This is a genomic window from Chlorobaculum tepidum TLS (assembly GCF_000006985.1).
GTDB classification, from domain to species: domain Bacteria; phylum Bacteroidota; class Chlorobiia; order Chlorobiales; family Chlorobiaceae; genus Chlorobaculum; species Chlorobaculum tepidum.
This window is the reverse complement of record NC_002932.3, coordinates 182549-208236: the sequence shown is the minus strand read 5'-3', so window position 1 is coordinate 208236 and position 25688 is coordinate 182549. Positions and strand designations below refer to the sequence as shown.

General features: G+C 58.9%; 23 protein-coding genes and 2 tRNA genes. 10 read left to right on the top strand and 15 right to left on the bottom strand.

Translation table 11 applies throughout. The features are described 5' to 3' along the window. Window positions 1-25 precede the first annotated feature (25 nt). Complete coding sequence (locus AYT24_RS01000) at window positions 26-1105, top strand: glycosyltransferase family 4 protein (protein ID WP_164926811.1); 1080 nt, start codon at window positions 26-28, stop codon at window positions 1103-1105. 65 nt (window positions 1106-1170) lie between these two features. Here AYT24_RS01000 and AYT24_RS00995 read toward each other — a convergent pair whose 3' ends face one another. From AYT24_RS00995 to AYT24_RS00985, 3 genes are all read right to left on the bottom strand, one after another. Then, window positions 1171-2505: a sensor histidine kinase gene (locus tag AYT24_RS00995; protein ID WP_010931889.1), complete on the bottom strand. Its 1335-nt coding sequence runs from the start codon at window positions 2503-2505 to the stop codon at window positions 1171-1173. Then, a complete protein-coding gene (locus AYT24_RS00990; RefSeq protein ID WP_010931888.1) occupies window positions 2481-3143 on the bottom strand; it encodes a response regulator transcription factor in 663 nt (220 codons plus the stop codon). Before AYT24_RS00990 ends, AYT24_RS00995 begins: the two co-directional genes overlap by 25 nt. 231 nt (window positions 3144-3374) lie before the next feature. Then, the gene (locus tag AYT24_RS00985) at window positions 3375-3719 is read right to left on the bottom strand and encodes a PepSY domain-containing protein (protein WP_164926810.1); all 345 of its coding nucleotides are present in this window, start codon (window positions 3717-3719) and stop codon (window positions 3375-3377) included. A gap of 156 nt (window positions 3720-3875) precedes the next feature. Between AYT24_RS00985 and AYT24_RS00980 the strand changes: the two genes are divergently transcribed. Both AYT24_RS00980 and AYT24_RS00975 read left to right on the top strand, forming a co-directional pair. Beyond that, window positions 3876-3961, top strand: a tRNA-Leu gene (locus tag AYT24_RS00980). Between the two features lie 611 nt (window positions 3962-4572). Then, a complete protein-coding gene (locus AYT24_RS00975) occupies window positions 4573-5949 on the top strand; it encodes a TrpB-like pyridoxal phosphate-dependent enzyme (RefSeq protein ID WP_010931886.1) in 1377 nt (458 codons plus the stop codon). A 326-nt stretch (window positions 5950-6275) separates the two neighbouring features. On the opposite strand, the gene AYT24_RS00970 is transcribed toward AYT24_RS00975, so the two are convergent. Next, window positions 6276-8840 carry an ATP-dependent Clp protease ATP-binding subunit gene (locus AYT24_RS00970; protein WP_010931885.1) on the bottom strand — a complete coding sequence of 855 codons (2565 nt, stop codon included), beginning with the start codon at window positions 8838-8840 and terminating at the stop codon, window positions 6276-6278. Between the two features lie 198 nt (window positions 8841-9038). Between AYT24_RS00970 and AYT24_RS00965 the strand changes: the two genes are divergently transcribed. Next, a complete protein-coding gene (locus AYT24_RS00965; protein WP_010931884.1) occupies window positions 9039-9509 on the top strand; it encodes a hypothetical protein in 471 nt (156 codons plus the stop codon). A 63-nt stretch (window positions 9510-9572) separates the two neighbouring features. Here the strand turns inward: AYT24_RS00965 and AYT24_RS00960 are convergent, their stop codons facing one another. Together AYT24_RS00960 and AYT24_RS00955 are read right to left on the bottom strand one after the other, a co-directional pair. Continuing rightward, window positions 9573-10409, bottom strand: a complete 837-nt coding sequence (locus AYT24_RS00960; RefSeq protein ID WP_164926809.1) for an SDR family oxidoreductase — start codon at window positions 10407-10409, stop codon at window positions 9573-9575. 13 nt (window positions 10410-10422) lie between these two features. After that, window positions 10423-10755 carry a c-type cytochrome gene (locus tag AYT24_RS00955; protein ID WP_164926808.1) on the bottom strand — a complete coding sequence of 111 codons (333 nt, stop codon included), beginning with the start codon at window positions 10753-10755 and terminating at the stop codon, window positions 10423-10425. A 178-nt stretch (window positions 10756-10933) separates the two neighbouring features. On the opposite strand from AYT24_RS00955, the gene AYT24_RS00950 reads away from it, so the two are divergent. Next, window positions 10934-11764 (top strand): MBL fold metallo-hydrolase, encoded by an 831-nt coding sequence (locus tag AYT24_RS00950; protein ID WP_010931881.1) that lies wholly within the window; start codon window positions 10934-10936, stop codon window positions 11762-11764. Between the two features lie 32 nt (window positions 11765-11796). Here AYT24_RS00950 and AYT24_RS00945 read toward each other — a convergent pair whose 3' ends face one another. Both AYT24_RS00945 and glpK read right to left on the bottom strand, forming a co-directional pair. Further along, entirely contained in the window at window positions 11797-12021 is a 225-nt protein-coding gene (locus AYT24_RS00945; RefSeq protein ID WP_010931880.1) for a cysteine-rich CWC family protein, read from the bottom strand. A gap of 19 nt (window positions 12022-12040) precedes the next feature. After that, window positions 12041-13492 carry a glycerol kinase GlpK gene (gene glpK, locus AYT24_RS00940; protein ID WP_010931879.1) on the bottom strand — a complete coding sequence of 484 codons (1452 nt, stop codon included), beginning with the start codon at window positions 13490-13492 and terminating at the stop codon, window positions 12041-12043. A 152-nt stretch (window positions 13493-13644) separates the two neighbouring features. Here glpK and AYT24_RS00935 point away from each other — a divergent pair, with 152 nt between their 5' ends. Both AYT24_RS00935 and AYT24_RS00930 read left to right on the top strand, forming a co-directional pair. Next, complete coding sequence (locus AYT24_RS00935; RefSeq protein ID WP_010931878.1) at window positions 13645-14454, top strand: ATP-binding cassette domain-containing protein; 810 nt, start codon at window positions 13645-13647, stop codon at window positions 14452-14454. Then, window positions 14390-15235 carry an ABC transporter permease gene (locus tag AYT24_RS00930; protein WP_010931877.1) on the top strand — a complete coding sequence of 282 codons (846 nt, stop codon included), beginning with the start codon at window positions 14390-14392 and terminating at the stop codon, window positions 15233-15235. Before AYT24_RS00935 ends, AYT24_RS00930 begins: the two co-directional genes overlap by 65 nt. 7 nt (window positions 15236-15242) lie before the next feature. Here the strand turns inward: AYT24_RS00930 and AYT24_RS00925 are convergent, their stop codons facing one another. From AYT24_RS00925 to AYT24_RS00900, 6 genes are all read right to left on the bottom strand, one after another. After that, window positions 15243-15980 (bottom strand): TIGR03915 family putative DNA repair protein, encoded by a 738-nt coding sequence (locus AYT24_RS00925; protein ID WP_010931876.1) that lies wholly within the window; start codon window positions 15978-15980, stop codon window positions 15243-15245. Between the two features lie 5 nt (window positions 15981-15985). After that, the gene (locus AYT24_RS00920) at window positions 15986-17239 is read right to left on the bottom strand and encodes a putative DNA modification/repair radical SAM protein (RefSeq protein WP_164926807.1); all 1254 of its coding nucleotides are present in this window, start codon (window positions 17237-17239) and stop codon (window positions 15986-15988) included. Between the two features lie 67 nt (window positions 17240-17306). Further along, window positions 17307-18788, bottom strand: coding sequence for a phytoene desaturase family protein (locus AYT24_RS00915; RefSeq protein ID WP_010931874.1), 1482 nt, complete (start codon window positions 18786-18788; stop codon window positions 17307-17309). 69 nt (window positions 18789-18857) lie between these two features. Further along, window positions 18858-19334 (bottom strand): GyrI-like domain-containing protein, encoded by a 477-nt coding sequence (locus tag AYT24_RS00910; protein ID WP_010931873.1) that lies wholly within the window; start codon window positions 19332-19334, stop codon window positions 18858-18860. A 63-nt stretch (window positions 19335-19397) separates the two neighbouring features. Further along, window positions 19398-19471, bottom strand: a tRNA-Pro gene (locus AYT24_RS00905). A 65-nt stretch (window positions 19472-19536) separates the two neighbouring features. Beyond that, entirely contained in the window at window positions 19537-20202 is a 666-nt protein-coding gene (locus AYT24_RS00900) for a DedA family protein (RefSeq protein WP_010931872.1), read from the bottom strand. Between the two features lie 255 nt (window positions 20203-20457). On the opposite strand from AYT24_RS00900, the gene AYT24_RS00895 reads away from it, so the two are divergent. From AYT24_RS00895 to guaA, 3 genes are all read left to right on the top strand, one after another. Continuing rightward, entirely contained in the window at window positions 20458-21381 is a 924-nt protein-coding gene (locus tag AYT24_RS00895; RefSeq protein WP_010931871.1) for an alpha/beta fold hydrolase, read from the top strand. Between the two features lie 90 nt (window positions 21382-21471). Then, the gene (locus AYT24_RS00890; RefSeq protein WP_164927193.1) at window positions 21472-23745 is read left to right on the top strand and encodes a penicillin-binding protein 1A; all 2274 of its coding nucleotides are present in this window, start codon (window positions 21472-21474) and stop codon (window positions 23743-23745) included. A 47-nt stretch (window positions 23746-23792) separates the two neighbouring features. Beyond that, window positions 23793-25331 (top strand): glutamine-hydrolyzing GMP synthase, encoded by a 1539-nt coding sequence (gene guaA, locus AYT24_RS00885; RefSeq protein WP_165439265.1) that lies wholly within the window; start codon window positions 23793-23795, stop codon window positions 25329-25331. A gap of 90 nt (window positions 25332-25421) precedes the next feature. On the opposite strand, the gene AYT24_RS00880 is transcribed toward guaA, so the two are convergent. Beyond that, window positions 25422-25583: a hypothetical protein gene (locus AYT24_RS00880; protein WP_164926806.1), complete on the bottom strand. Its 162-nt coding sequence runs from the start codon at window positions 25581-25583 to the stop codon at window positions 25422-25424. Window positions 25584-25688 lie beyond the last annotated feature (105 nt).

Here is a 25688-nt window from a genome sequence, read left to right as displayed (position 1 = left end):
CCCTCTACATTTCTTTCAAGTGCTTATGAAACAAGTTGTTCCGACGGACAACGATGTGCGCGGACTGCGAACTTTCGATACCATCATCATGATCTCCATTTTGTGTCTGCACCTTTCGCCACACCGTCCGAGTTTTCGTTACAGGATGGGGCAGTTCCTGCCGCACTGGAATCAGTACGGCATTCAGGCCGATACCCTCTGCGTTTCGGGAAAAGAGGCGTCAAGAAACATCGCGAGGGCGCTGGCCGTTTGCGGAAATTACGACTACGTGTGGATTCAGCGCAAGGTGTTTCCGCCGCCGCTGGTCTGGCTGTTCTCGCGCAAGGCGAACGTGATCTTTGATTTCGACGACGCCATCCATGTCAAGCAAGTGATGCTCACCGGAAAACAGGAGCCTGAAAGCTGGCTGAAACGCCAATGGATCGCCCGCACACTGCAACGCTCGGCCATGGTGCTGGCGGGCAGCGATGCGCTCAAGGATTATGCGGAGCAATACAACGGCAACGTGCATCTGGTGCCGACCCCTTTTGAAACTCCGCCGCAAAAACTCAACGTCCACCAGAAAAACAAAACCGTCACCATCGGCTGGATCGGCATCAACGCTAATCTCTATTTCCTCCGGCAAATCGATGAAACGCTCAGCCTGCTCGCCGAAAAATATCCGTGGGTGCAATTTTCGCTGATGAGCGGAAAAATGGCGAGCGGAATGAAAACGCCGTGGAAACTGACGCCGTGGTCGTCGGAAAGCGAGAAATCGTGGCTGTCCGAAATCGACATTGGCATCATGCCGCTGACCGACGACGAGTGGTGTCGGGGCAAGTGCGCGTTCAAGCTGATCCAGTACATGGCTTACGGAAAACCGGTGGTCGCCTCAAATGTCGGAGCCAACAGGTCAACCATTGAACAAGGGGTGAACGGATTTCTGGCGGACAGCGCGAAAGAGTGGCTCGATGCGCTCGAACAACTGGTGCTCAACGAGGGGTTGAGACGGCGAATGGGCGATGAAAGCCGGAGAATTCATCTCGAACGGTTTGAGAGAGCGGAGGTTCAGCGAACCATAGCCAATTTAATAGCGGAGCATCACCGTTCGGCAACCGCCGGATAATCGATAAACCAGCGATCGGCAATGCAATTGCAGTTTTTTTCAAGGAAGAATTCCAGCTCCAAAAATCACCCGGCTTCGCGCCCGCGTTGCCGGTAGCGAAATACCGTGCCCTGGCCATCGGGGCCAGACAGCACACGGAGGTCGCCGCCGAGCGAGCGGGCAGCTTCGCGCGCGATAGTCAGGCCGAGGCCGCTGCCGGGCTGGCCGGAACCGGGCGTGCGGTAAAACGCATCGAACACCCGCTCCCGCTCGCTCTCCGGAATGCCGGGGCCGTTATCGATCACCTCCGCGATTCCGTCGCCATGTTCGACGGCGAGCCTGACCGTCACCGTTCCGCCCGGCTGAACGTATTTCAGGGCGTTTTCGAGGCCGTTTTTCAGAATCAGCGTGAAGCTTTCAGGATCGCCGTCGAGCAACACCGGGCCTGAATCGTCAAGGCCGAGATCGATGCCGCGAGCCTCCGCCAGCGGCAGGTACCCGGCGATCAGCTCTCGCGCCAGCGCCGGAAGATCGACCGGAGCCGCGCCGGAAGGGTGCGCCTGCACCCGCGCCAGATCGAGAAGCTGCGCGGTAAGCTGGCGGGCGCGTTCGATGCCCGACTGAAGCGGCACAAGCCGGGCGCGCATCTGGTCGGCGCTTGACGCCTGCCGGAGATTCTCCGCCTGAAGGGAGAGCGCCGTCAGCGGACTGCGCAGCTCGTGGGCCGCGTCGGCAATGAAACGCCGCTGCTGGCCAAGCAAAAGTGAAATGCGCCCAAGCAGCCGGTTGAGCGCCTCCACGAACGGCATTATCTCTTCGGGAATGCCGCGCTCCGGCAGCGGAACCGGCTGGCCGGGCTGCTGCTGGTCGAGCAGGCGCGACAGCGTGGTGACGGGCTTGAGCGCGGAACGGACGATGCGCATGACGAGCAGCGCCATGAGCGGCAGCAGCAACAGGCCCGGCGCGAGCGTGCGCAAGGCGCTGTTGAGCGCGAGTTCATCGCGCGTATCGGTCGGTTGCGCGACCGCCGTCATCGCGGACGGCCCGTGAACGATGAACACCCGCACCGGTTCGCCCTCCTGCCGGAGCGTGTGAAAGCCGGGCGCGAGATGCCCGGCAAGCCAGCGCGGCGCGGATCGGTCAGTGAAATGAAAAATCGTGATTCTGGACTCGGGATCGCTCAGAGAGGCCGAAGACGAGGGGACTGACAATGCTCCGGCTCCAACGGTCTCCCACTCGCCGCGAGACTGAAGCACCGCGATCTGGCGGAGCATGTCGTCCTGAAACTCTTTGGCCTCGCGGTAGGAAAAATAGAACGAAGTCGCCGCCGCGACCAGTGCCGCCAGCACGATCGCCCCGGCCAGCATCGCGGTCAGACGCCGTTGCAGCGAGGGCGTCATGGCTGTTTTTCGACCATCCATCCCGCACCCCGTATGTTTTTGATGCTCGTCGCGCCGAGCTTGCGGCGGAGCTGGTGGATCAGGTAATCGATGGCGTTGCTCTCGACCTCCTCGTCCCAGCCATAGACCCGCTCTTCGAGCGCCGAGCGGCTCAGGATGCGGCCCGGCTGGAGCAGAAGCGCGTGCAGCACCGCGAACTCGCGCGAGCTGAGCACGGCCCGCTCCTCGCCGCAGAATGCTGTGTGCGTGGCGGGATCGAGCGTGATCTGGCCATTGCCGATCAGCCCCGAAGCCTGCCCGCCCTGACGCCGGATCACCGCCCGGAGCCGCGCCAGCAGTTCATCGAGATCAAACGGCTTGACGAGATAATCGTCCGCGCCCGAATCCAGCCCCGCGATGCGCTCGCCGAGACCGTCGCGGGCGGTGATGATGATGACGGGAATCGAACTCCCGCCCTCCCGAAGCGCCGCGAGCACCTCCAGACCGCCGCGCCCCGGAAGCCCCAGGTCGAGCAGCACGGCCTGATGCTCGCCATAACGAAGCGCGTCGGCAGCCTTCTCGCCATCGCGCACCCAGTCCACCGCATACGCCGCATCCTTCAGCGCCACCGAAACCGCCTCGGCAATCATGGGATCATCCTCGACAAGCAGCACGCGCATAACTTCTATTTTTTTTGATGATTTACAGGGCAACTACCCCATCGTGAAATTCAGGAATTCCGGAGCCGGGTCCGGAGGAGCGGCAGAAAACCACCACCCCCGGACTTCACCCCGGCGTTGCATCAGCACAACGCAAACACATGCACAACAAAGAACATGCAACCGGAACAGAGTGTTCCGTGAGCTGCGTTACCATACACACAACGCGAAAAACATCCATGCCGGAACGCCTCAATCCTCGGCGTCCCCGGCATCGTCATGATCCGCTTTGTCCACATTGGCTGCGAGTATCCGGCCGTTGTCCTTGTCAACCCGGACATCCAGCACCTTCGCACCATTGACCACCTCGACATCGTAAACCGGCTGCCCGCCATGCTTTTCAAGCTCGGCGCGAACCGCCCGTCCCCGCGTAAACGTCTCGGCAGCATTGACCGCCTGCGACAGGCTGATTGCCGGTTTCTGAAACTCAAGCGCATCATTCCCGGATTCCGCCGCATAAGCCGAATGCGCGAACATGCCGCCAAACACCCCAGCCGAAAGCATAACGCCAACAGCCACATAACCATAACGTTTCATAATCATCACTCCTTGTTGATTGAATTATCGATTGAATTATCAACGCGATCATCCGCGTCAGGAGTAATAGTACGACGTGAGAGTTAGGAAGGAATTAGGAGGAAGAGTGGGCGGAGGGATATTGATTTGCACAACCTCTGATTTTCCAAAAAGGTTGCCGAAGTAGCGGAACTGGTAAACGCCCGAGACTTAAAATCCCGTGTTCAGCAATGGACGTGCAGGTTCGATTCCTGCCTTCGGCACCCACGCTCTCATCCCTCATTCTTTCCTTGCCTCCAAATCGCTTGCGGCCTCTCCTCAAAGCCATCAGCTACGATTGAAATAGGAAATTAGGTTTTTGGGCTGAAGAAGTTTAACGCCAAGCTAAACTACAGCCCGTAAGGAGCACTGTTTGCGAAACAATGGCTAATGCTCACATGACCATCCCTGATGAACAAGTTTAACAGTTCGGTCAAAGACATTTATAACTCATCATATAATAAAGCGTTAAGGTGATTTATCCTTTGGCCGGACACTCTTTGCAGAGCGCATTCGTTTTGGCCGTGCCTCAGTCGATTGACCCATATTCACCATTTACCCACGGTATTCTGCGAAGAACCTTCCAAAAATTGCTTAATGATAATGATATGGTTTTCATCGTAGCGCTTCCTTGAGTGTACACTAAACCTGACCAGTTGTCAAGCGTTTTTCAGATTCGCCTAACGTTGCTCATCCAGCTCTGCTCCCAAAAAATCCCCGCCCCAAATCGTTGCAATCCGCCTGCGCTCTCCCTACCTTTCATGATGGCCACCGGACATCCCGGCCATGAGAGCCGTCGCCGCTCTCTTTTCTCTTACTTCAAAGCATTACACGCATGAGTACAGAGCCTACCAAAATCCTCCTGAGCGAGGATGAAATGCCCCGTCAGTGGTACAACATCCAGGCCGACCTGCCTTCGCCCATGCCGCCGCCGGTGGGGCTGGATGGCAATCCGATCGGGCCGGATGCGCTGGCCAAAGTGTTTCCGATGAACCTGATCGAGCAGGAGGTGAGCACCGAGCGCTGGATCGATATTCCGGAAGAAATTCTCGGCATCCTCAAGCTGTGGCGGCCTTCGCCGCTCTACCGCGCGCGGCGACTCGAAGCGGCGCTCGGCACTCCGGCCAAAATCTACTACAAGAACGAAGGGGTCTCGCCCGCCGGGAGCCACAAGCCCAACACTGCGGTGGCGCAGGCGTGGTACAACCGGGAGTTCGGTATCAAGTACCTCACCACCGAAACCGGCGCGGGCCAATGGGGCAGCGCGCTGGCGATGAGCTGCAAGCTGATCGGCATCGAGTGCAAGGTGTTCATGGTGCGCATCAGCTTCGACCAGAAGCCGTTCCGCAAGATCATGATGAACACCTGGGGCGCGGAGTGCATCCCCAGCCCGAGCCCGCTGACAGCGGTTGGGCGCAGGATTCTCGAAGAGGATCCCGACACGCCGGGCAGCCTCGGCATCGCCATCAGCGAGGCAATCGAGCAAGCAGTCGAGCGCGACGACACCCGCTACGCCCTCGGCAGCGTGCTGAATCACGTGATGCTGCACCAAACCATCATCGGCCTCGAAGCCAGGAAACAGTTCGACAAGATCGGGCGCTACCCGGACATCGTGATCGGCTGCGCGGGCGGCGGCTCGAACTTCGCGGGCATCAGCTTCCCGTTCCTGTACGACAAGATTCACGGCAAGGATGTGCAGGTGATCGCAACCGAGCCGGAGGCGTGCCCGACGCTGACCCGCGCGCCCTACGCCTATGATTCGGGCGACGTGGCGATGATGACGCCGCTCCTGCCGATGCACAGCCTCGGCCACACCTTCATTCCGCCGGCCATCCACGCGGGCGGCCTGCGCTACCACGGCATGGCTCCGCTGGTGAGCCACACCAAGCAGCTCGGGCTGATCGAAGCCACCGCGCTGCCGCAGACCGAGTGCTACGAAGCTGCCCTGCTCTTCGCCCACACCGAAGGGTTCATCCCCGCGCCGGAGACTTCGCACGCCATCGCGCAGACCATCCGCGAAGCAAAGCAGGCCAAGGAGGAGGGCAAGGAGAAGGTGATCCTGATGAACTGGTCCGGCCACGGACTGATGGACTTGCAGGGCTACGACGCCTACATGTCGGGCAAAATCAGCGACTACCCGCTGCCGGAGGAGCTGCTGCAACGCTCCATCGCCGCCTCGCTCGAAGGCCATCCGCCGGTGCCGGGCTGCTGAACAGGCGCAGAAATCGATCATCCATTCAGGAGGGTTTTAACCCTCTGGACATTCCAACCGTTTACATTCATGTTGCCCCGGCTTGAAAGCCGGGGTAGTGTGGAATAGCGATCATATCCGAAAAAAGAAATCGGGCTAAAGCCCTGAATTATTTTGTGTTATCCGCAAACCCCGGACTGAAGTCCGGGGCAATTGTATAAGAGTTATAATCTCCAAATCACCCCCGGTTCAGACACTTGTACGAAATACCCCCCCAAAAAAAGCCCCGCTGAAATCATCGTTTCAGCGGGGCTTCGGGAGAAATTAAAATCTTGCGATCCGGGGCATCACTCTTTGTCGAGCGTCTCCTCTTTCTTGCTCTTTTTGGGAGTCGGTTCGGCGGAAGACGCGCCATCAAGAAAGCGCAGCTCCTTCTCCTTTTCGTCGAAGGTGATCTGAATCACGCTGCCCTCGGTGAAGCGGCCCTTGAGCATCTCCTCCGCGAGCGGATCCTCGACATATTTCTGCAACGCGCGTTTCAGCGGGCGTGCTCCGTACTTCTGGTCGTAACCCTTCTCGACAAGGAACTCCTTGGCTTTCTCGTCGATCTCAACCTCGATGCCCATCTCCTTCAGGCGCTTGAAGAGCTTGCCTGCCGTGATGTCGATAATCTTGAAGATATCCGACTTTTCGAGCTGGTGGAACACGATCGTGTCGTCGATGCGGTTCAGGAACTCCGGATTGAACACGCGCTTCAATGCATCCTCGATGGTGGACTTCATCGCCTTGTAATCACCCGTCGCATCCGAAGGCGGCGCGAAGCCCATGCCTCCGCCGGTGCTGAAGCTCTTGATCTCCTTGGCACCGATGTTCGAGGTCATGATGATGATCGTGTTGCGGAAATCGACCTTGCGGCCAAGTCCGTCGGTCAGCACGCCCTCGTCGAGCACCTGGAGCAGAATGTTAAACACGTCGGGATGCGCCTTTTCGATCTCGTCGATCAGCACCACCGAATAGGGTTTGCGGCGCACCTTTTCGGTGAGCTGGCCGCCCTCTTCGTAGCCAACGTATCCGGGAGGCGCTCCAACCAGGCGGCTTACCGAGAACTTCTCCATGTACTCACTCATGTCGGCGCGGATCAGCGCATCCTCGCTGTCGAACAGATAACGGGTCAGCGCCTTGGCCAGCTCGGTCTTGCCGACGCCGGTCGGGCCGAGGAAGATGAACGAGCCGATGGGGCGCGACGGATCCTTGAGGCCCGCACGGGTGCGCTGGATCGCTTTGGTGATCTTCTTGATCGCCTCGTCCTGGCCGATGACTTCCTTTTTCAGCTCCGCCTCCATGGTGAGCAACTTCTTCGATTCGGACTGCGCCACCTTCGCCACCGGAATGCCGGTCATCATCGCGATCACCGAGGTGATGTCGGCTTCGGTCACGTCGTAAACGCTCTCCATCGACTGCTCTTCCCACTCCTGCTTGGCGTGGTCGAGCGCTTCAAGCATGTTCTTCTCCTTGTCGCGCAGGCGTGCCGCCTCCTCGAAGTTCTGCATCTTGACCACTTTGTTCTTCTCGCTCTTGATCTCCTCGATGGACTTCTCAAGTTCGAGAATCTCCTGCGGCACGTGGATGTTGCTCAGGTGCACTCTCGCGCCCGCCTCGTCCATGACGTCGATCGCCTTGTCAGGCAGAAAACGGTCGGTGATGTAGCGCTCCGAGAGCTTGACCGCCTTCTCGATGGCATCCTCCGAGTAATGCACGTGGTGATGCGCTTCGTACTTGTTTTTGATGTTGTTCAGAATCTGGATGGTCTCCTCGACCGAGGTCGGCTCAACCATGATCTTTTGGAAACGGCGATCCAGCGCACCATCCTTCTCGATGTACTGGCGGTACTCATCGAGCGTGGTCGCGCCGATGCACTGCAACTCGCCGCGAGCGAGCGCGGGTTTGAAGATGTTGCTCGCATCGAGCGAACCCGAAGCGCCGCCAGCACCGATGATGGTGTGCAGCTCGTCGATGAAGAGGATCACGTCACGCGAACGCTCCAGCTCATTCATGAGCGCCTTCATGCGCTCCTCAAACTGGCCGCGGTACTTCGTGCCCGCGACGAGCGCCGCGAGGTCGAGCGCCACGACGCGCTTGTCGTAAAGCACGCGCGAAACCTTGCGCTGCACGATCTTGAGCGCCAGCCCTTCGGCGATGGCCGTTTTGCCAACGCCAGGCTCGCCGATCAGCACCGGATTGTTTTTCTTGCGGCGGCTGAGCACCTGCGCCACGCGCTCGATCTCCTTTTCGCGCCCGATGATCGGGTCGAGCTTGTCCTCCATCGCCAAGCGCGTGATGTCGCGCCCGAAATTGTCGAGCACCGGCGTTTTGGTGCGTTCACCGCGCTTCGTCTCGGACTTTTTCGACGGACGCGCGGGGCTTCCCGAACCCGACGAATAGGAACCCTCCATCGGCGGCTCGTAAGCCTCGCTGCGCCCGGTCGTAATGGTCATCAGCTCGTCGCGCACCTGGTCATAGGTGACACCGAACTGTTCGAGAATCTGGGCGGCAATGTTGTCGTCACCCTTGAGAATCGAGAGCAACAGATGCTCCGTGCCGATGATGGTTGACTTGCAGATCTTGGCCTCCAAATAAGTGATCTTGAGCACCTTTTCAGCCTGCTTGGTTAGCGGCACATTGCCCATCTGCGTGGCCGGAACCTTGGGATGGGTGTTCTCCTCGATCTTTTGCTTCAGCTGGAAAAGATCGACTTTGAGGTTTTTGAGAATTTTGGCTCCTATGCCCTCTCCTTCCCGGATCAGTCCGAGCAGAAGATGTTCGGTGCCGATATAGTCGTGCCCCAGACGCAGCGCCTCTTCGCGGCTGAGCCTGATCACGTCCTGAACTCTATTCGAGAAATTTCCTTCCATTTATGATCCTGTATCGCTAAAATTGACGGGAAGCTCCCTGAAATGCGCTGTAACTCTGGCTATGAAGTACGAGTGGGCACAACCAATCTGTTATCGCTACATTCAGTTAAATAACTATAATTAAGACGTCATCTCAAACCAATTCCTTCGATCAAAACAGTGGTGAGAAATTAATCGTTTCAGCCCGCATCGAACACCATGACCGTCACCCATATTCTCCTTGACGACCAGAACCCCCTGCACCGCGAACTGCCGATTTATCGAAGCGGCAAGATCAACACCGTCAGGCTTGCCGACAAGAGCTACAAGATCTACGATTCGATGGAAATTTCCGCCCACGACTACACCGCCCTGTTCTACTACGGCGTCATCGAACAGCTCAACGCGCTGCCGTTCATCTCCGAATCGAATAACGGGCTCGACAGCTGGGACGAGGCATTTCTACCCTCTGGCGCGATTGGCAGAATGATTGAAATTATCGACGAATGCGTCGGCGAGATACGCGGGAAAAGCCCCGAAAAGGTGATGCTCGGCTGGCAGGACGACCCGGAACGCATTGCCTACTGGCGCGAAATCGATCCAGCAGAGACTCTCGGTTTTCTAAGGGATTTCCAAAAGTTCGCCGCTAAAGCAGCGAAAGAGGGCTACGACCTCGAATTCATTCTGTAACTGCAACGGCCTGGCAACTGCGGAACAGGGCAGACACAAAGGTCTGCCCCGACAATGCAACTGTCAATTGCCTCCCCTTGCCATTGCCAGCGGATCAGGATGCAGGAACGTGTATCCCAGTTTCTCGACAATCCTGTCACTGTTGACGATCTTGAAATTGGTGTCACTGGATCGTTCTTCCTGCAGCGCGGCGAGGCCGTGACTTTCAGCAGCGGCGGCATAGAGTTCGCTTCGAGTCGGGTGGAGCGGCGCGCAGGCGTTGAAGGTTTCGCCCCAGGCTTCCTGCCGGATGATTTCAGCGATCACGTGCACACAATCATCGAGATGAATAAGGTTCACCGGATGAGCGGGACTCGTGATTTCTGTCATGCGCTGGATGAACTCCGCCGGATTGCGTCCGGGGCCGATCAGACCACCGAAGCGCACCACCGTGGTGTTGAACGCAGACTCCGAACGCAGCATCTCCTCGACGTACATCAACGCCCGACCGGCTGGAGAGTCCGCCGCGTCGGGATCTGCGGCGTCAGATTCGACCACTTCACCACCCGACGCGGGATAGACCGAGGTCGAGCTGACGAACAACACATGCTTCACCGGCGAATCGGCAAGAGCGTCGATCAGCAGCGAAATCTGGCCGACATGGTATTCGACCACATCTTCACGCCGCTTGGGAGGAATGTTCACCACGAGGATTTCGCTGTCCAAAAACGAGGAAATATCGCCTTCAATGCTCTCATCGATGACAATCCGGAAAGGCTCGACACCGGCCTCTTTCATCTTGGTAATTTTCGCTTCGCTGGTAGTCGAACCCTTGACGGTATACCCCTCGCCAGCCAGAAAACGGGCCAGTGGCAAACCGAGCCACCCGCAACCGAGAATCGATATTTTTTTCTCACTCATAACACTTCAAAATTCATGGCTTTATCGAAGCCGGTTTAAGCGACTGATGGTAAAGAACAAGAGATTTCATCTCAACCGACTCCAGCGGCAGTGGTTTGCCCTTCAGCGCGCCAAGGATGCAGGTATTGATCTGCTTGGCGAGGTTCGGATTCTTCCACGCATTTTCGACTCCCTTGCCGTTCGGATGGCAGCTCGCGCAGGTTTTGGCGCCGGCAGCGCCGCCAAGCGATGGATCGTTGAACAGTTTTTTACCCAGCGCCACGGAGGGAGTTTCCGCCGCATGGGCAGTCAGGCTCATAGCCACCATAGTCGTGGCAAGCATCGCCGCTTTCACTGACTTCATCATTTGAAATGCTCCTTGTTGATTATAGTTTCCGAAAAAAACGCATCCCTTCAGAACAGCCGGACAACTCCTGAAAAATAAAAACTGCGCCTCCATCACAGAGTTGTTCTCTGAAAAGAACCTTAACTTGTCAGAAAACGGCTAAACGCCGCAAAACATTGCATCGACATTTGATTGCATCATGAAACTCACCATTCTTACCGACAACCGCGCCGCACCCGGACTCACCTGCGAACACGGCTTCGCGGTGCTGATTGAAACCGGCGGCAAGCGCATCCTGTTCGACACCGGCCAGCTCACGGCGATCGATGCCAACTGCCGTGCGCTCGGCATCGACTTGTCGGACATCGACATCATCGTACTCAGCCACGGGCACTACGACCACACCGGCAACCTCGCCGACGTGCTCCGAATCGCCGACCGCGCCACGCTCTACCTCCACCCGTCAGCGCTCATCGAACGCTACAGCATCCGCAACGACAAGCCCAAACCCATCGACATGCCCGAAACCGCCAAGCAAGCAATTAACGGACTTCCGAAAGAGCGGGTCGTATGGGTCACTGAGCCGACCCGCCTGACCGATGGCGCCTTCCTGACCGGCCCAGTCCCCCGCCAGACAACCTTCGAGGACACCGGCGGCCCATTTTTCTTTGATCCGGACGGAAAAACGCCTGACCCCATCGAAGACGATCTGTCGCTCTGGATCGAGAAGCCGGAAGGGCTGATCGTGCTCGCAGGATGTTGCCATGCCGGCATCGTCAACACGCTTGACTACATCGAGAGCATCACCGGGCAAAAACGGATCGCGACGCTTATCGGCGGAATGCACCTCTCGGCAGCCAGCCCGGAGCGCCTCAACCGCACCGTAGCATCGCTCGCCAATCGAGACATCTCCCGCCTCATTGCCTGCCACTGCACCGGTCAGGCAGCTGTAGAACGCTTCAGCAAAGAGCTGCCGTATCCAGTAGAGGCGGGTTATGCCGGCATGGTGGTGGAGTCGGCGAATGAGTAAGACCATTTGCCCAAGAAGTCCACCTGCCCAAGTTACGCTCCCCTCAATTCCTCTTTCGCCTCAGCGATGAGCCGGTCGAGGCAGGTGCTGCAGACGCAGGTTTCGTAGCGCTCGGCGAGGTAGTTCCTGACCGAATCGGGCACCACGCGCGTGGCACACCAGCATGAGGTGGACATGCCGCAGGTGAATGGCTCGCCGCACATGGGGCAAACGACGGTTTTCGGCGTGCCTTCGCCGGGATGATCATTGTGTGTCATCTTCTTTTTGATGAATGGTTTATGATGTGAGCGTCTGCCGCAGCGCCTTTTGCCAGCCCGCCAGCAACGCCTCGCGTTCGCCCTCCGGCATCGCGGGAGTGAAGACCCGCTCGACGCTGTTGAGCACACGCAGTTCGGCGGCGGAACCCCACACTCCGGCTTCGAGACCCGCAAGGCAGGCCGCGCCGAGGGCAGTGGATTCGATGTTGCGCGGACGGTGCACCGGCACGCCGAGCAGGTCGGCCTGGAGCTGCATCAGAAACTCGTTGCTCACCGCGCCGCCATCGACCGTGAGCGACTGCGGCTGAATGCCGATGTCGGCCACCATCGCACGAAACACGTCGTGCGACTGGAAGGCGATCGACTCCAGCGCCGCGCGGACAATATGCGCCCGCGACGAGCCGCGCGTCAGGCCGGTGATCGTGCCCCGCGCCTCCATGTTCCAGTGCGGTGCGCCGAGACCGACGAAGGCGGGCACGAGATAGACCCCTCCATTCGATTCAACCGAGCGGGCAATCGTCTCAGACTCGGCGGCGCTGCCGATGAGCTGCAAGCCGTCGCGCAGCCACTGCATCACCGCGCCGCCGATGAACACCGACCCCTCGACCGCGTAGCAGCTCCGGCCAGCGCCGTCGAGCGCGAGCGTCGTCAACAAGCCGTGACTCGAACTCACAAACTTTTCTCCGGTGTTCATCACCATGAAGCAGCCGGTGCCGTAGGTGTTCTTGACCGACCCCGGCGCAAAGCAGCACTGGCCAAAAAGCGCCGCCTGCTGGTCGCCCGCCACGCCCGCAATCAGCACGCCATCGAGCGCCGGAATCGTGCGCACCGAGCCGAACCCGCCCATCGACGGACGCGCCTCCGGTAGCATTGAGAGCGGCACGCCAAACAACTCGCAAAGCTCGGGCGACCAGCGCCGCTCGTGGATATCAAACAACAGCGTGCGCGAAGCATTCGTCAGGTCGGTCGCGTGAACCTCGCCGCCGGTCAGCTTCCAGATGAGCCACGTGTCAATGGTGCCGAAGAGGAGATTTGATGGATCGATTTCGGGATGCGCGTCGAGAATCCAGCGAATCTTGGTGGCGCTGAAGTAGGCGTCCACCGGCAGTCCTGTCTTCGCGCGGATCGCCGCCTCCTCGCTGCGGTAGCGGTTGCACAATTTGGCCGTCCGCCGGCACTGCCAGACGATGGCGCGGTGCACGGGCTGGCCGCTCCGCCGATCCCACACCACGGTGGTCTCGCGCTGGTTGGTGATGCCGATAGCTTCGATGTGACCCGAATATGCGCCCCGCACCTCGGCCACGCACTCGACCACCGTCCGCCAGATCTCCTCCGGATCATGCTCCACCCACCCCGCCTGCGGATAGTGTTGCGTCAACTCGCGATACGCGCGGGCGAGCACGCTGCCCGTCCGGTCGTAGATCATGCAGGTGGTGCCGGTCGTGCCCTGATCGATGGAAAGAATAGCCATAGGATTTGCGAGGAAAGGTTCAACGTGCAGCTAAAAGCAAGATACCGATTCACCTGAAAAATCCGATCTGCGGACGATTCGAGAGTTGCGCAACGCGTTGCTGAATCTTAACTTGCAGGCACATCTGAAACTCATTTCGACAAACCTCGACCATGCAGCTACCGACAACAGACATCGCTATCCAGACCGACCGGCTCACCCGCTCGTTCGGCTCGAATGTCGCCGTCAGGGAGCTGAATCTGACAGTGCGGTCGGGCGAAATCTTCGGTCTTCTGGGGCCAAACGGGGCGGGCAAAACGACGACCATCAAGATGCTCACCACCATGCTGCCGCCGTCAAGCGGCGCGGCGACCGTGGCCGGGCACAGCATCCTCTGCGACAGCATCGGCGTGCGCAAGCGGATCGGCTACGTGTCGCAGATGATTTCGGCGGACGGGGCGTTGACCGGCTTCGAGAACCTCCTGCTCTTCGCCCGCATCTACAACGTGCCGCGCCGCAAGCGAACGCAGCGCATCGACGAAACGCTCGCCTTCATGGGCCTCACCGAAGCGCGTGACAAGCTGGTGTGCACCTACTCCGGCGGCATGATCCGGCGGCTCGAAATCGCCCTCTCGATGCTTCACCGTCCGGAAGTGCTCTTCCTCGACGAACCGACCATCGGCCTCGATCCCGCCGCCCGCCTCCAGGTCTGGAAGCGGCTGAAGGAGCTGCTCGAAACCTTCGGCACCACGATTCTGCTCACCACGCACGACATGGAAGAGGCCGAAGAATTGTGCGACCGGATCGCCATCATGAAAGAGGGGGTCATCGCCGCCGAGGGATCGGCGGAGGAGCTGAAGCAGCGCGCCGGAACCGAATCGATGAACCAGGTTTTCATTCACTTTGCAGGAGAGTTCAGTGACAGCAAGCCAAACTTCCGCGACATCAACCGCGCCCGCCGGACGGCCAAACGGCTGGGCTGACAAGTTCGACCCCACCGGGTTCCTGCGCGACACGGCAGCCATCGTCGCCACGGAGCTGGCCAAGCTGCGCCGCGACCCATCGGAAATCCTCAGCCGCTCGATCCAGCCCGCGCTCTGGCTGCTGGTGTTCGGCCAAGTGTTCGGGCGAATGCGCGCCATCCCCACCGGTAACCTCGACTACTTCAGCTTCCTCGCGCCGGGCATCCTCGCGCAAAGCGTGCTCTTCATCGCGATTTTCTACGGCATCAACGTCATCTGGGAAAAAGACCTCGGCATTTTGCAGAAGCTGCTCGCCAGCCCCGCCCCGCGGAGCTCGCTCGTCTTCGGCAAGGCGGTCTCGGCGGGAATGCGCGCCATCGCGCAGGCGGCCATCGTCTATCTGATGGCGCTCGTCGCGGGCGTCGATCTGAACTGGTCACCTCTCGCACTCTGCGGCGTGCTCGTCGCCATCGTGCTCGGCGCGGCGCTCTTCTCGACCTTTTCGCTCATGATCGCCTGCCTGGTGCGATCGCGCGAACGGTTCATGGGCATCGGCCAGGTCATGACCATGCCCCTCTTCTTCGCCAGCAACGCCATCTACCCGATCTCGATCATGCCCACCTGGCTCAAAATCATCGCCCACATCAACCCGCTCACCTACCAGGTTGACCTCCTCCGCGCGTTGATGGTGACCGCTGGCACCAGCACCTTCGGCATCGGGACAGATTTTTTGATGTTAACCGGAATGCTCATCGCGCTGATCGTCGTGACCTCGAAACTCTATCCGAGGATTGTGCAGTAATACCCCCTCACTCCCCCTGCTTTTCAGTCAGATATTTCCAGTACTTCGCTGGCATGTTGGATTGCTGAAGGCGGGGGTTTTTTCGTTCGGGAATGGCGATGGTTTTGAAGAAGGTTTGCCAGAGCTGCTGCATGACCCGTTCCTCCGGGGAGAGTTCCGGGCGGCTAAACCGTTCGAGAGTACCGAAGCTGAGTGCGTGGCCGTCCCAGTGAGCGGCGCTGTGGCGGCGGGCATCGTAGATGAACCACTCTTGCGTACGCAAGCGGCGGCTGAAGTGGCGTGCCAGGGGCTGGATGACGTTGTGGTCGGGCTCCATCCGCGCCAGCCAGGTACCGTCGCGGAGCTGCTCGAAACGCAGCAGTCCTTTCATGCGGTGCAGTTCACGTCCGACTTTGCGAGCGGTGGCGACAACCGCCTTGACGTCAGGATGCGTCAGGTAGCCGTTGACCTGGTCGCCGTGCTCGAAGGCGAGCGCGATGTAGCGCAAGAGGCTCGTCGCCAGCCCATCGACCTCGGTCATCGTGAAGTACCAGAGCGTCTGCACCGCGTCGGGCGCTCGCTCCCGGAGCCGCTGGAAAAGCGCTTCGGCAACAGCGGAGTCGGTGCGCAGGAACAACCCCTCCTCGAAGAGCGTATCCTGACGGATGGAGAGCACGGTTTGCTCCGGATCATCGCCGCTTTCGAGAATCGCGCCAATGGCCGATACCAGTCCTTCTGGCGTTCCGTCGTAGAAATACTTGTTCATGGCAATCAGGCGAAAAGCCCAGGCAACACAAGCTGCTGCGGCTGTTTCTGCTCACTGCCATCACCAAGCAGCAGCCGCTGGCGGAGGCGAGCGGGTTGCTGGTCGATCTTCTCGAACGGGCGGCCCGAGCAGGTGATAAAGTATTTTGCCCGTTTCATCACCACGCCAATCTTTTTCATGCCCTCGTGCGTGACGGGCGCGAAGCGACGGGCGGCAATGATGCGCTTGGCCGAGGTGATGCCAATGCCGGGAACGCGGAGCAGTGTGGCGTAATCGGCGCGGTTGATTTCGACCGGGAAAAACTCCGGATGGCGCAACGCCCAGGCGGTTTTGGGATCGAACGATTCGTCGAGGTTCGGCGCGTCGTCGGAAAGAATCTCCTCTGCTGAAAAGCCGTAGAAACGCAAAAGCCAGTCGGCCTGGTAGAGGCGATGCTCGCGCAGAAGCGGCGGCGCAGCGAGCACCGGCAGGCGGTTGTCATCGTTGACAGGCACGAAGGCCGAGTAATAGACGCGCTTGAGGTTCATCTTGCGATACAAACTCTGCGAAAGCTGGAGAATCTGGAGATCGGTTTCGGGACTTGCACCGATAATCATCTGCGTACTCTGCCCCGCCGGAGCGAAGCGTGGAGCCTTGCGGCTCTTGGTGCGCTCGACGAGGCTGAAGCCAGCCTCCGCGCCGATGAGTTTCATCGGAGTCAGAATCGATTCCTTGCTTTTCTGTGGAGCGAGCCGTTTCAGCGACTCGTTCGACGGCAACTCGATGTTGACGCTGATGCGATCGGCGGCCAACCCCGCGCGCCGGATCAGGTCGGCGCTACTGCCGGGAATGACCTTGAGGTGGATGTAGCCGCCGAAGCGCTCCTCGTTGCGCAGGATTTCCGCCACGCGCACCATCTCCTCCATCGTGCGGTCGGGGCTATCCCACACCGCGGAGCTGAGGAACAGCCCCTCGATATAGTTGCGCCGGTAGAACTCCATGGTCAGATCAACCACCTCCCGCGCGGTGAACGACGCACGAGGCACCGGATTCGACGAGCGGTTGACGCAGTAGGCGCAGTCGTACCGGCAGTCATTGGAGAGCAGGATTTTCAGAAGAGAAATGCAGCGCCCGTCATCCGCCCACGAGTGGCAGATGCCGCCCTGCGAGGTGTTGCCCGTTCCCCGGTACGGCGTGTCATTGCTGCAACCGCTCGACGCGCACGAAGCGTCATACCGCGCGGCCCCCGAAAGGATGGTGATTTTTTCCTGAAGCTCCATAAACCGAATATACGAGAGCAGGCGGAAAATTGTAGGGGCAACCCTTGCGGTTGCCCTGAACGCTCCGCTATAACCGCCCCAGCTTCCCGGCGCGGCGCAAGAGCAGCTCCACCGTCCGGCGCGCTCCGGTAACCACACCCGGCAGCGACTGGCCCGGAAAAATCGAGTCTCCGACGAGGAAGAGGTTGTCGTACTTCGTAGCTGGTCCGCGCACACCGAAGAGCGAGGTCTGTGCGTAGCCGCCGACCAGCCCGTGATGCCGGCCCGTCCACTGTTGCCACGAGTGCGGCGTAGCGGCTGTCATCGAACGGATCGCACCGCGAGCATCCGGAAGCTGCTCGTAAAGCAGTGCGAGCACTTTATCGGTGTACTCCTGCTTCAGCGCTTCATACACCTCGCGACCCTGCCGCATCGCTTCAAACCAGCGTTCGGGCTTCGTGTGGGTTGAAACAGTCACCGCACGTTGCCCCTCAGGCGCCCGTCCGGCATCGCCCGCCGGTGAGGCGGAAACGAACAGACTCCGGCACTCGCCAAGCTCGCCCTCCGGCGCGACGATTTGCAGGTGATCAGCTCCGGCTTTCTTGAACAGTGACGCATCGACGCCGAGGTAGAGCATGAAGGCGCTCCAGCCGTCGGATGGCGGCGCATCCTGTTCGCTCTCCGGACGGAATTCATCGAGAATGTCGAGAGACTCCGGCGTGAGATTCGCGACAAGCGCATCGGTTGCCAAGGCGTCGCCATCGGCGGTTTCGACGCCGAGCGCCCCGCGCTTGATCGTATCGAGACGGATCACCTTTTTGCCGTACAGCACCGCTCCGCCATCGCGCCCGATGGAGTCGGCCAGGCATTGGGCGACAGTGCCGATGCCGCCCTCGACGCGCCACGTTCCCGCCACCGGCAGGTCGAGCGCGATCGCCGCGTTGAGCGCGTTGGCGTGGCGCGAGGTGGTCTGGACGGAGATCATGAGTTGAGCGTCGATAAAACGCACAAACTCCGCATCGGAATCGAGGCCGTGCGAAGCAAGCCAGGCAAGCGCTGTGCGCTGCATGAAGGACAGGAGAAAGGCGGAGTCCGGTAAAGTGGCAAGCGCTCGGCCAGCAAGCCCGGCAACATCCTGCAAGTTCGAGACCGGCCACGGCAGCGCATCGGCGGACAAACGCCAGAGCGTTCGGGCGAGCCGAGCCTGTTCGTCCCAGAACGGTTTCGAGCGCGGAAATCGAGAAATTATCGAGTCACGCGAGGAGAGAAGATCAAGCCGAAGGTCGCGGTGGCGGTACTGCCAGGCGAGCGGTTCGGCGTGCACCGGCCAGTCAATGCCGAGTTCGCGGCCAAGCAGGTCGAGCGGCCCGCCAGGGTGAAAGCCACACCCAACGGTTGCTCCCGCATCGAAGCGGTAAGCGCCGAAAGTGAAAGTTGCTGCACAGCCGCCGGGATAGCGCTGCGCTTCGAGCACCACCACTTGCATACCTTGGCGAGCCAGCAACGCTCCAGCGGCAAGCCCGCCGATTCCGGCTCCGATAACGATACAGTGCAGATTGCTTACGTTCATGAGAGGCTCGCGGCGATTGAATGAGAAAAGTTTCTTTTCATAATCGCCGCCACGAAAAGAGAATTCCCGTCAGCTTTCGTGAAGCATCAGAGAGACTCGCGTTCTGAGCTGGTCAGGCGCTGTTTCGGCAGGATTGTCGAGATAAATTTCATATGCCTCGCCACTCAGGTCAAAGCCATTATCGTCAACCCACTTCATGAGCGCGTCGTAGACCGCTTCGATTTCGCCATACGGGCCGATGTAGAGGCTACTCGCGGCTTTGCCCGAGGGAGTCAACCCGGTGACGACCCGGCCACTGCCTTCGACGCCTCCCTCGACAGGAAAACCGAATTCGACCTCGAACGTCCCGGCACTCATGCCGAAGTAGCGCGCGAAAGGCGGTCCCGACGGCGATTTGCCCTGGCCTGCAAGCAGTTGCAGGATATCATGGTAGCCGGCTTCAAACAAAGAGCCGAGCTCGCTCATGGTGGTTTGTGTGCGAATAAGCAGGGCTGGAACCGGCGCGAGCTCTTTCAGCTCACACACGAACTGGCATTCAAAGTCCATACATAATTTCCGGTTTTTGTTGAGAAAGGAACTCTTCCGGATAGTGAAGGAGGGAAAAACTTGTCGGCGTAGCGGGATTTGAACCCACGACCCCTACCACCCCAAGGTAGTGCGCTACCAGGCTGCGCTATACGCCGATTAAGGACTGGATTATAAGAAGTTTCGGGAAATTACCATAATTATTTTTTAACCGGCAAACTCCTCAATCCGCATCCAGACTGGCCTTGCGCCGAAAATGATGCTTCACGAACTCGATGGCTGGTATCAACAGCGATACGGCGATAATGCCCACAATCATCAGTTTCAGGTTGGCCTTGATTACCGGCAGTTGTCCGAAAAAGTACCCGCCATAGCTGAAGACCCCCACCCAGAGCAGCGCCCCGACAATGCTGAACATGATAAATCTCGGATAGGGCAAGGCCCCGACGCCAGCCACGAATGGCGTAAAGGTGCGGACAATAGGAATAAAACGGGCGATGATGATGGTCTTGCCTCCGTATTTTTCGAAAAAGCCGCGCGTCTTTTGCAGGTGCTCCGGATTGAAAAACGCGGACTTTTCAAAATGGAACACCTTCGGCCCAAGACTTCTGCCGATCCAGTAGTTGACCGTATCGCCCAAAAGCGCCGCAGTCGTGAAGATGACGAAGAGCCAGTGCGGGCTGAGCTGCGACATCGGAATCGCGGCGAGCGATCCGGCGGCGAAGAGCAGCGAGTCACCTGGCAAAAGCGGAAAAACCACCAGACCGGTTTCGCAGAATACAATCAGAAAAAGGATTCCATAAAGCCACAGACCATACTCCGAAGCGAGAAGCTGAAGGTGCCTGTCAATGTGCAGAATAAAATCGGCAAGTTTCGAGAAAAGCTCCATTGAAGTAAAATCTATGGTAAGTATTTGTCAATAAACGCATTACAGCGAAATTCATCTGGTTGACGAAATCCGTGCGGCAAGCGATTAATATACCGGTATAAAATCAATATCGAGCCTGAAGCAGACAGATATTGCTCTTGTCATGCGCCATAACCTGATGTTCATTCATCATTCAGCATTCTATATTCTATATGGTATATTTCTATATGGTATATTTGAGTTCAGTTTTTCGCAGAGATCAAACCGGCCGAGCCTATGAGTTACCTTACTTCGTCACGTTGCAAACTTTTCTATGAGGATACCGCCGAACAGAATCCTTCGCTGAAGGACAAACCGGCGATTCTCTTCGTCAACGGCTGGGCGATTTCGTCCCGGTACTGGAGGCCCACTATCGACCTGCTCAGGCAGGATTTCCGCTGCGTCACCTACGACCAGAGCGGCACGGGCAAAACCTCCATCGACGGGTGCCAGCCCGATCTGACGATTGGCGGATTCGCCGATGAGGCCGGCGCATTGATCGAGCATCTCGGGCTCGACAAAAGCCGAAACCTGCACATCGTCGGCCACTCGATGGGAGGCATGGTGGCCACGGAGCTGTGCTTGCGCTACCGCGACGCGCTACTCTCGGCAACGATTCTGGCCTGCGGTATTTTCGAGGAGACGCCGTTCACCTCGCTCGGCCTGATGTTCCTCGGCGGACTGATCGACGTTTCGATGAACTTCCGGAACATGTTCCGGGTTGAACCGCTGCGCACACTCTTCATCAAGCGTGCAGCCACCGGGCACATCAGCAAGGAGTACAGCGACATCATCATCGAGGATTTCACCACATCCGACAAGGCGGCCACCAACGCGGTGGGCCATTTCTCAATCGATCCCGAAGCGCTGCGAACCTACACCCGGAGCGTCATCGAGATCGCCTCGCCGGTGCTCTGCTGCGTCGGCATGGCCGACCACACCATTCCGCCCGAAGGCACCATCACGCTGTTCGAGAAGCGCAAGGCGTCAGCGACATCGCCAACAAGGCTCGTACAGTTCATGCACCTCGGCCATCTGCCCATGCTCGAAGACACGCCGTGCTTTGTCGAGCAGCTGAAAAAACATTTTGATTTTGCGGAACATTTTTATAAAAAGACTCAGCCTGCCACGCCTCTGGCCGACCGGGTGCAGATTCAATGAAATGATTCAACGGAAAAAATGTTCCTGTTGAAAACAGACGCTTATGATTCACCATTCTGAACCTTTGTCAACGTGAGTAAAAAATTTGTTATGAAAATTGCCGGTCTTCTTCTTGTCGTTCTTCTTGGAGCCGGCGCTGTGTTCGGACTCGATCTTTTCAAAGGCCTTCCAAGCGTTCAGGAGCTTGAAAATCCCAAGCCGGAACTGGCCTCGCTGGTCTATTCGGAAGACGGCAAACTCCTGCACAAGTTTTTCCTGAAAAACAGAACCTTCGTACCGCTCAGGTCAATATCCAGGTGGGCGCCTGCGGCACTCATCGCCACCGAGGATGTGACCTTCTACCAGCACTGGGGCGTTGACCTCCGGCGTCTGGCCATCGCCTTAGGCGAAAATATCATCAAGGGTCGCACCCGCTGGCAAGGCGCGAGCACCATCACGCAGCAGCTCGCCAAAAACCTTTTCCTGACCCAGGAGCGCACCCTGAGCCGCAAGGCCAAGGAGCTCGTCACGGCGGTTCAGCTCGAACGCACCTATACCAAAAACGAGATTCTGGCCCTCTATCTGAACACCGTCTACTTCGGATCGGGCGCTTACGGCATCGAGTCGGCAGCCCAGACCTATTTCGGCAAACCGGCCAGCCAGCTCACCATTCCCGAGAGCGCCACGTTGATCGCAACGCTGAAAAATCCGACGGCCTACGATCCGTCCAAAGACCCTTCGTCGTCGCTGGCTCGGCGCAACCTGATTATCGGGCTGATGGAAAAGGCGGGGTTCATCACCCACGCCCAGGCCGTCAGGGCAAAGGCCACGCCGCTGGTGCTGCACTACACGCCCGTCACCCAACAGGGCCTGGCCCCCTACTTCACCGAGTACATCCGGCAGACCATCAAATCGTCGTCCATGCTTGAAGGCGTCAACGTTTACCGCGACGGTCTGACCATCCAGACCACGCTCGACAGCCGGATGCAGCAATACGCGCAACAGGCCATCGGCGAACAGGCGGCGGCCCTGCAAGCGCAGTTTGACCGGAGCTGGCGCTGCCCCGAGTCGCTCAAGATCCAGTTCATCAAGGAGAGCGCCCGGTACAAGGAGATGGTAAACGAGGAGGGTGTTCCCGCAAACACGGCGCTTGCCCGGCTGAAGGCCGATAGCGCCTGGCTGAACAATCTGCTTCACCAGAAAACGCGGGTGCAGATGGCGCTCATCGCCCTTGACCCGTCGAACGGCCATGTCAAAGCGTGGGTTGGCGGCACCAATTTCGGGCCAGATGACTATCGCTACCAGTTCGACCATGTTTGGCAGGCCAAGCGTCAGCCCGGTTCGGCCTTCAAGCCCTTCGTCTATGCGGCTGCCATCGACCAGGGCATACCGGCAAACTACAGGATTCTTGACCAGCCCCTCGCGCTGAAAAGCGGCAACGGCGGCGTCTGGGTAGCCCGGAACGCCGAGGGCGGCTCCGGCGGCATGACGACGCTGCGCGACGCACTGGCCCACTCGCTCAACCAGGTCACCGTCAGGCTCGCCTACGAGTTCCTGAGTCCTTCGGAAATCATCAGTTACGCCCGTCGCATGGGCATCACCTCCCCCATGCAGCCCAACCTGTCGATCGCGCTCGGCACATCAGAGGTCTCGCCGCTCGAACTGGCCAGGGCATATACCACTTTTGCCAATAACGGCGCCTGGTGCGACGTGCTTCCCGTAACCAAAGTGCTCGACAAGCACGGCCGGGTGATTGCCGAACACCAGCCCAGCAGCCATCTGGGACTCGATCCGGCGACCAACTACGTCATGGTCACCATGCTCAAGGATGTGATCGACCGAGGCACGGGTATCGCCGCCAGGACGCGCTACGGCCTCGACATGGAGGTGGCCGGTAAAACCGGCACCACCCAGAGCCAGCGCGACGCCTGGTTCGCCGGGTTCACCCCAAAGCTCGTAGCCGTAGTCTGGGCGGGATTCGATGACGAACGGATTCATTTCACCTCGATGGAGTATGGACAGGGCGCCAGAGCCGCGCTTCCGGCGTGGGCGAACTTCATGAAAAAGTGTTACTCCGATCCTTCGCTCAAGCTTGAAAAAACCTACTTCCCGATGCCCGACAACGTTATTGCCGTGCCGATTGCAGGCTCATCGACCGAGCCGTCCGACGTGCTAAACCGTAACGTCTCTGTCGAATATTTCACGCCAAAAGGCTACGCACGCTACCAGGCTGGCGATTTCAACAGAGCGCCGCAACCGGTCAATTCCGGCGCGGTTGGCAATCCGGACAGCACCGGCGCGCAGCAACCGCCTGTCCCGACAGCACCGACAGCACCGACAGCACCGGCAAGCACCGACAGCACCGGCAGCCGCGCCCGCAGATAATTTTTAAACAATACTTTACCGGTTTCACATCAACCATGGCAACATCCCTGCAATCGGTCATCGTCCTCGATTTCGGTTCACAGTACACTCAGCTCATCGCACGGCGCATCCGCGAGATCGGCATCTACTCCGAGATTTTTCCGTACCACACAAAGGCCGAAACCATCCGGGCGCATCAGCCGAAAGCGATCATCCTCTCCGGCGGCCCGAACAGCGTCTATGACGAAAAAGCATTCATGCCCGACCCGGAGGTGTTCAGCCTCGGCGTGCCGGTGCTCGGCATCTGCTACGGCCTGCAGGCCATCGCCAAGCACTTCGGCGGCAACGTCGAAAGCTCCTCGAAGCAGGAGTTCGGACGCGCCAAGATGCTGGTGAACCACGACGAGAGCGAGAGCCTGCTCTTCCGCGACATCCCCGATTCGGACGTCTGGATGAGCCATGGCGACAAGGTGACGCAGCTGCCGGAGGGCTTCCGCGTGACGGCGAGCACCGCGAATGCCGAGGTGTGCGCCATCGAGAGCTTCGGCAGCAAAGCCGCGCTCAAGGTCTATGGCTTGCAGTTTCACCCCGAAGTGCAACACTCGCTCTACGGCAAGCAGCTGCTCTCGAACTTTTTGATCGACATCGCGGGCATCACGCCGGACTGGTCGCCGAAGAGCTTCATCCAGCACCAGATCGAGGAGATCAAGCGGGTTGCGGGCGACTCGACCGTGGTGTGCGGCATCAGCGGCGGCGTCGATTCCACGGTGGCCGCCGTGCTCGTCAGCAAGGCGATCGGCGACAAGCTGCACTGCGTCTTTGTTGACAACGGCCTGCTCCGCAAGGATGAAGCGGTGAAGGTGATGGAGTTCCTCAAGCCGCTCGGTCTGAACATTTCGCTCGTCGACGCCAGCGATCTCTTTTTAGGGCGACTCAAAGGCGTAGCCTCGCCAGAGAAGAAGCGCAAGATCATCGGGCGCACCTTCATTCAGGTGTTCGAAAAGAACATTCACGACGAGAAGTTCCTCGTGCAGGGCACGCTCTACCCGGACGTGATCGAGAGCGTCAGCGTGAAAGGACCGTCCGAGACGATCAAGTCGCACCACAACGTCGGCGGCCTGCCGAAGCGCATGAAGCTCAAGCTCATCGAGCCGCTGCGCGAGCTGTTCAAGGATGAAGTCCGCGCCGTCGGACGCGAGCTTGGCATCGCCGAGGACATCCTGATGCGCCACCCCTTCCCCGGCCCCGGCCTCGCCGTGCGCGTGCTCGGCTCGCTCACGCGGGAGCGCCTCGACGTGCTGCGCGACGCCGACCAGATTTTCATCGACGAGCTGAAGTCGAGCGGCCTCTACTCGAAGGTGTGGCAGGCCTTCTCGGTGCTCCTGCCGGTGCAGTCGGTCGGCGTGATGGGCGACAAACGCACCTACGAAAACGTGCTCGCCTTGCGAGCCGTGGAATCCACCGACGGCATGACCGCCGACTGGGCGCACCTCCCCCACGACTTCCTCGCCAAAGTCTCGAACCGCATCATCAACGAAGTGAGAGGCATCAACCGTGTGGTATACGATATTTCCTCGAAACCGCCAGCCACGATCGAGTGGGAGTGAGAAGGGAGAACGATTTATTGGATATGAAAAAACCCCGTCGATTTCGGCGGGGTTTTGTTGTGTTGGGGAGTAGGGAAGGAAGGTACTCGGTCAATTACTAGTCTGAAAACTATCTAACTTTCCATTAGTAAAATAGAGATATTGATTGCCATATACCCATTGTTCTTTTACCCCCCATGATCCAACACTTTTATTGATTTTATCTGGTTCTCCCCATGATAGGCTTGCCTGTTTACGGGTCATTCCGATCATAATCTTTCGTTGCTCAATAGCCTGTTTTATTTTTATTGGAGTTCCCGGTGGAAACGGGTTTGATGTGCTATAATAACTATATACTTGATTAGCCCCTCTTCTCCC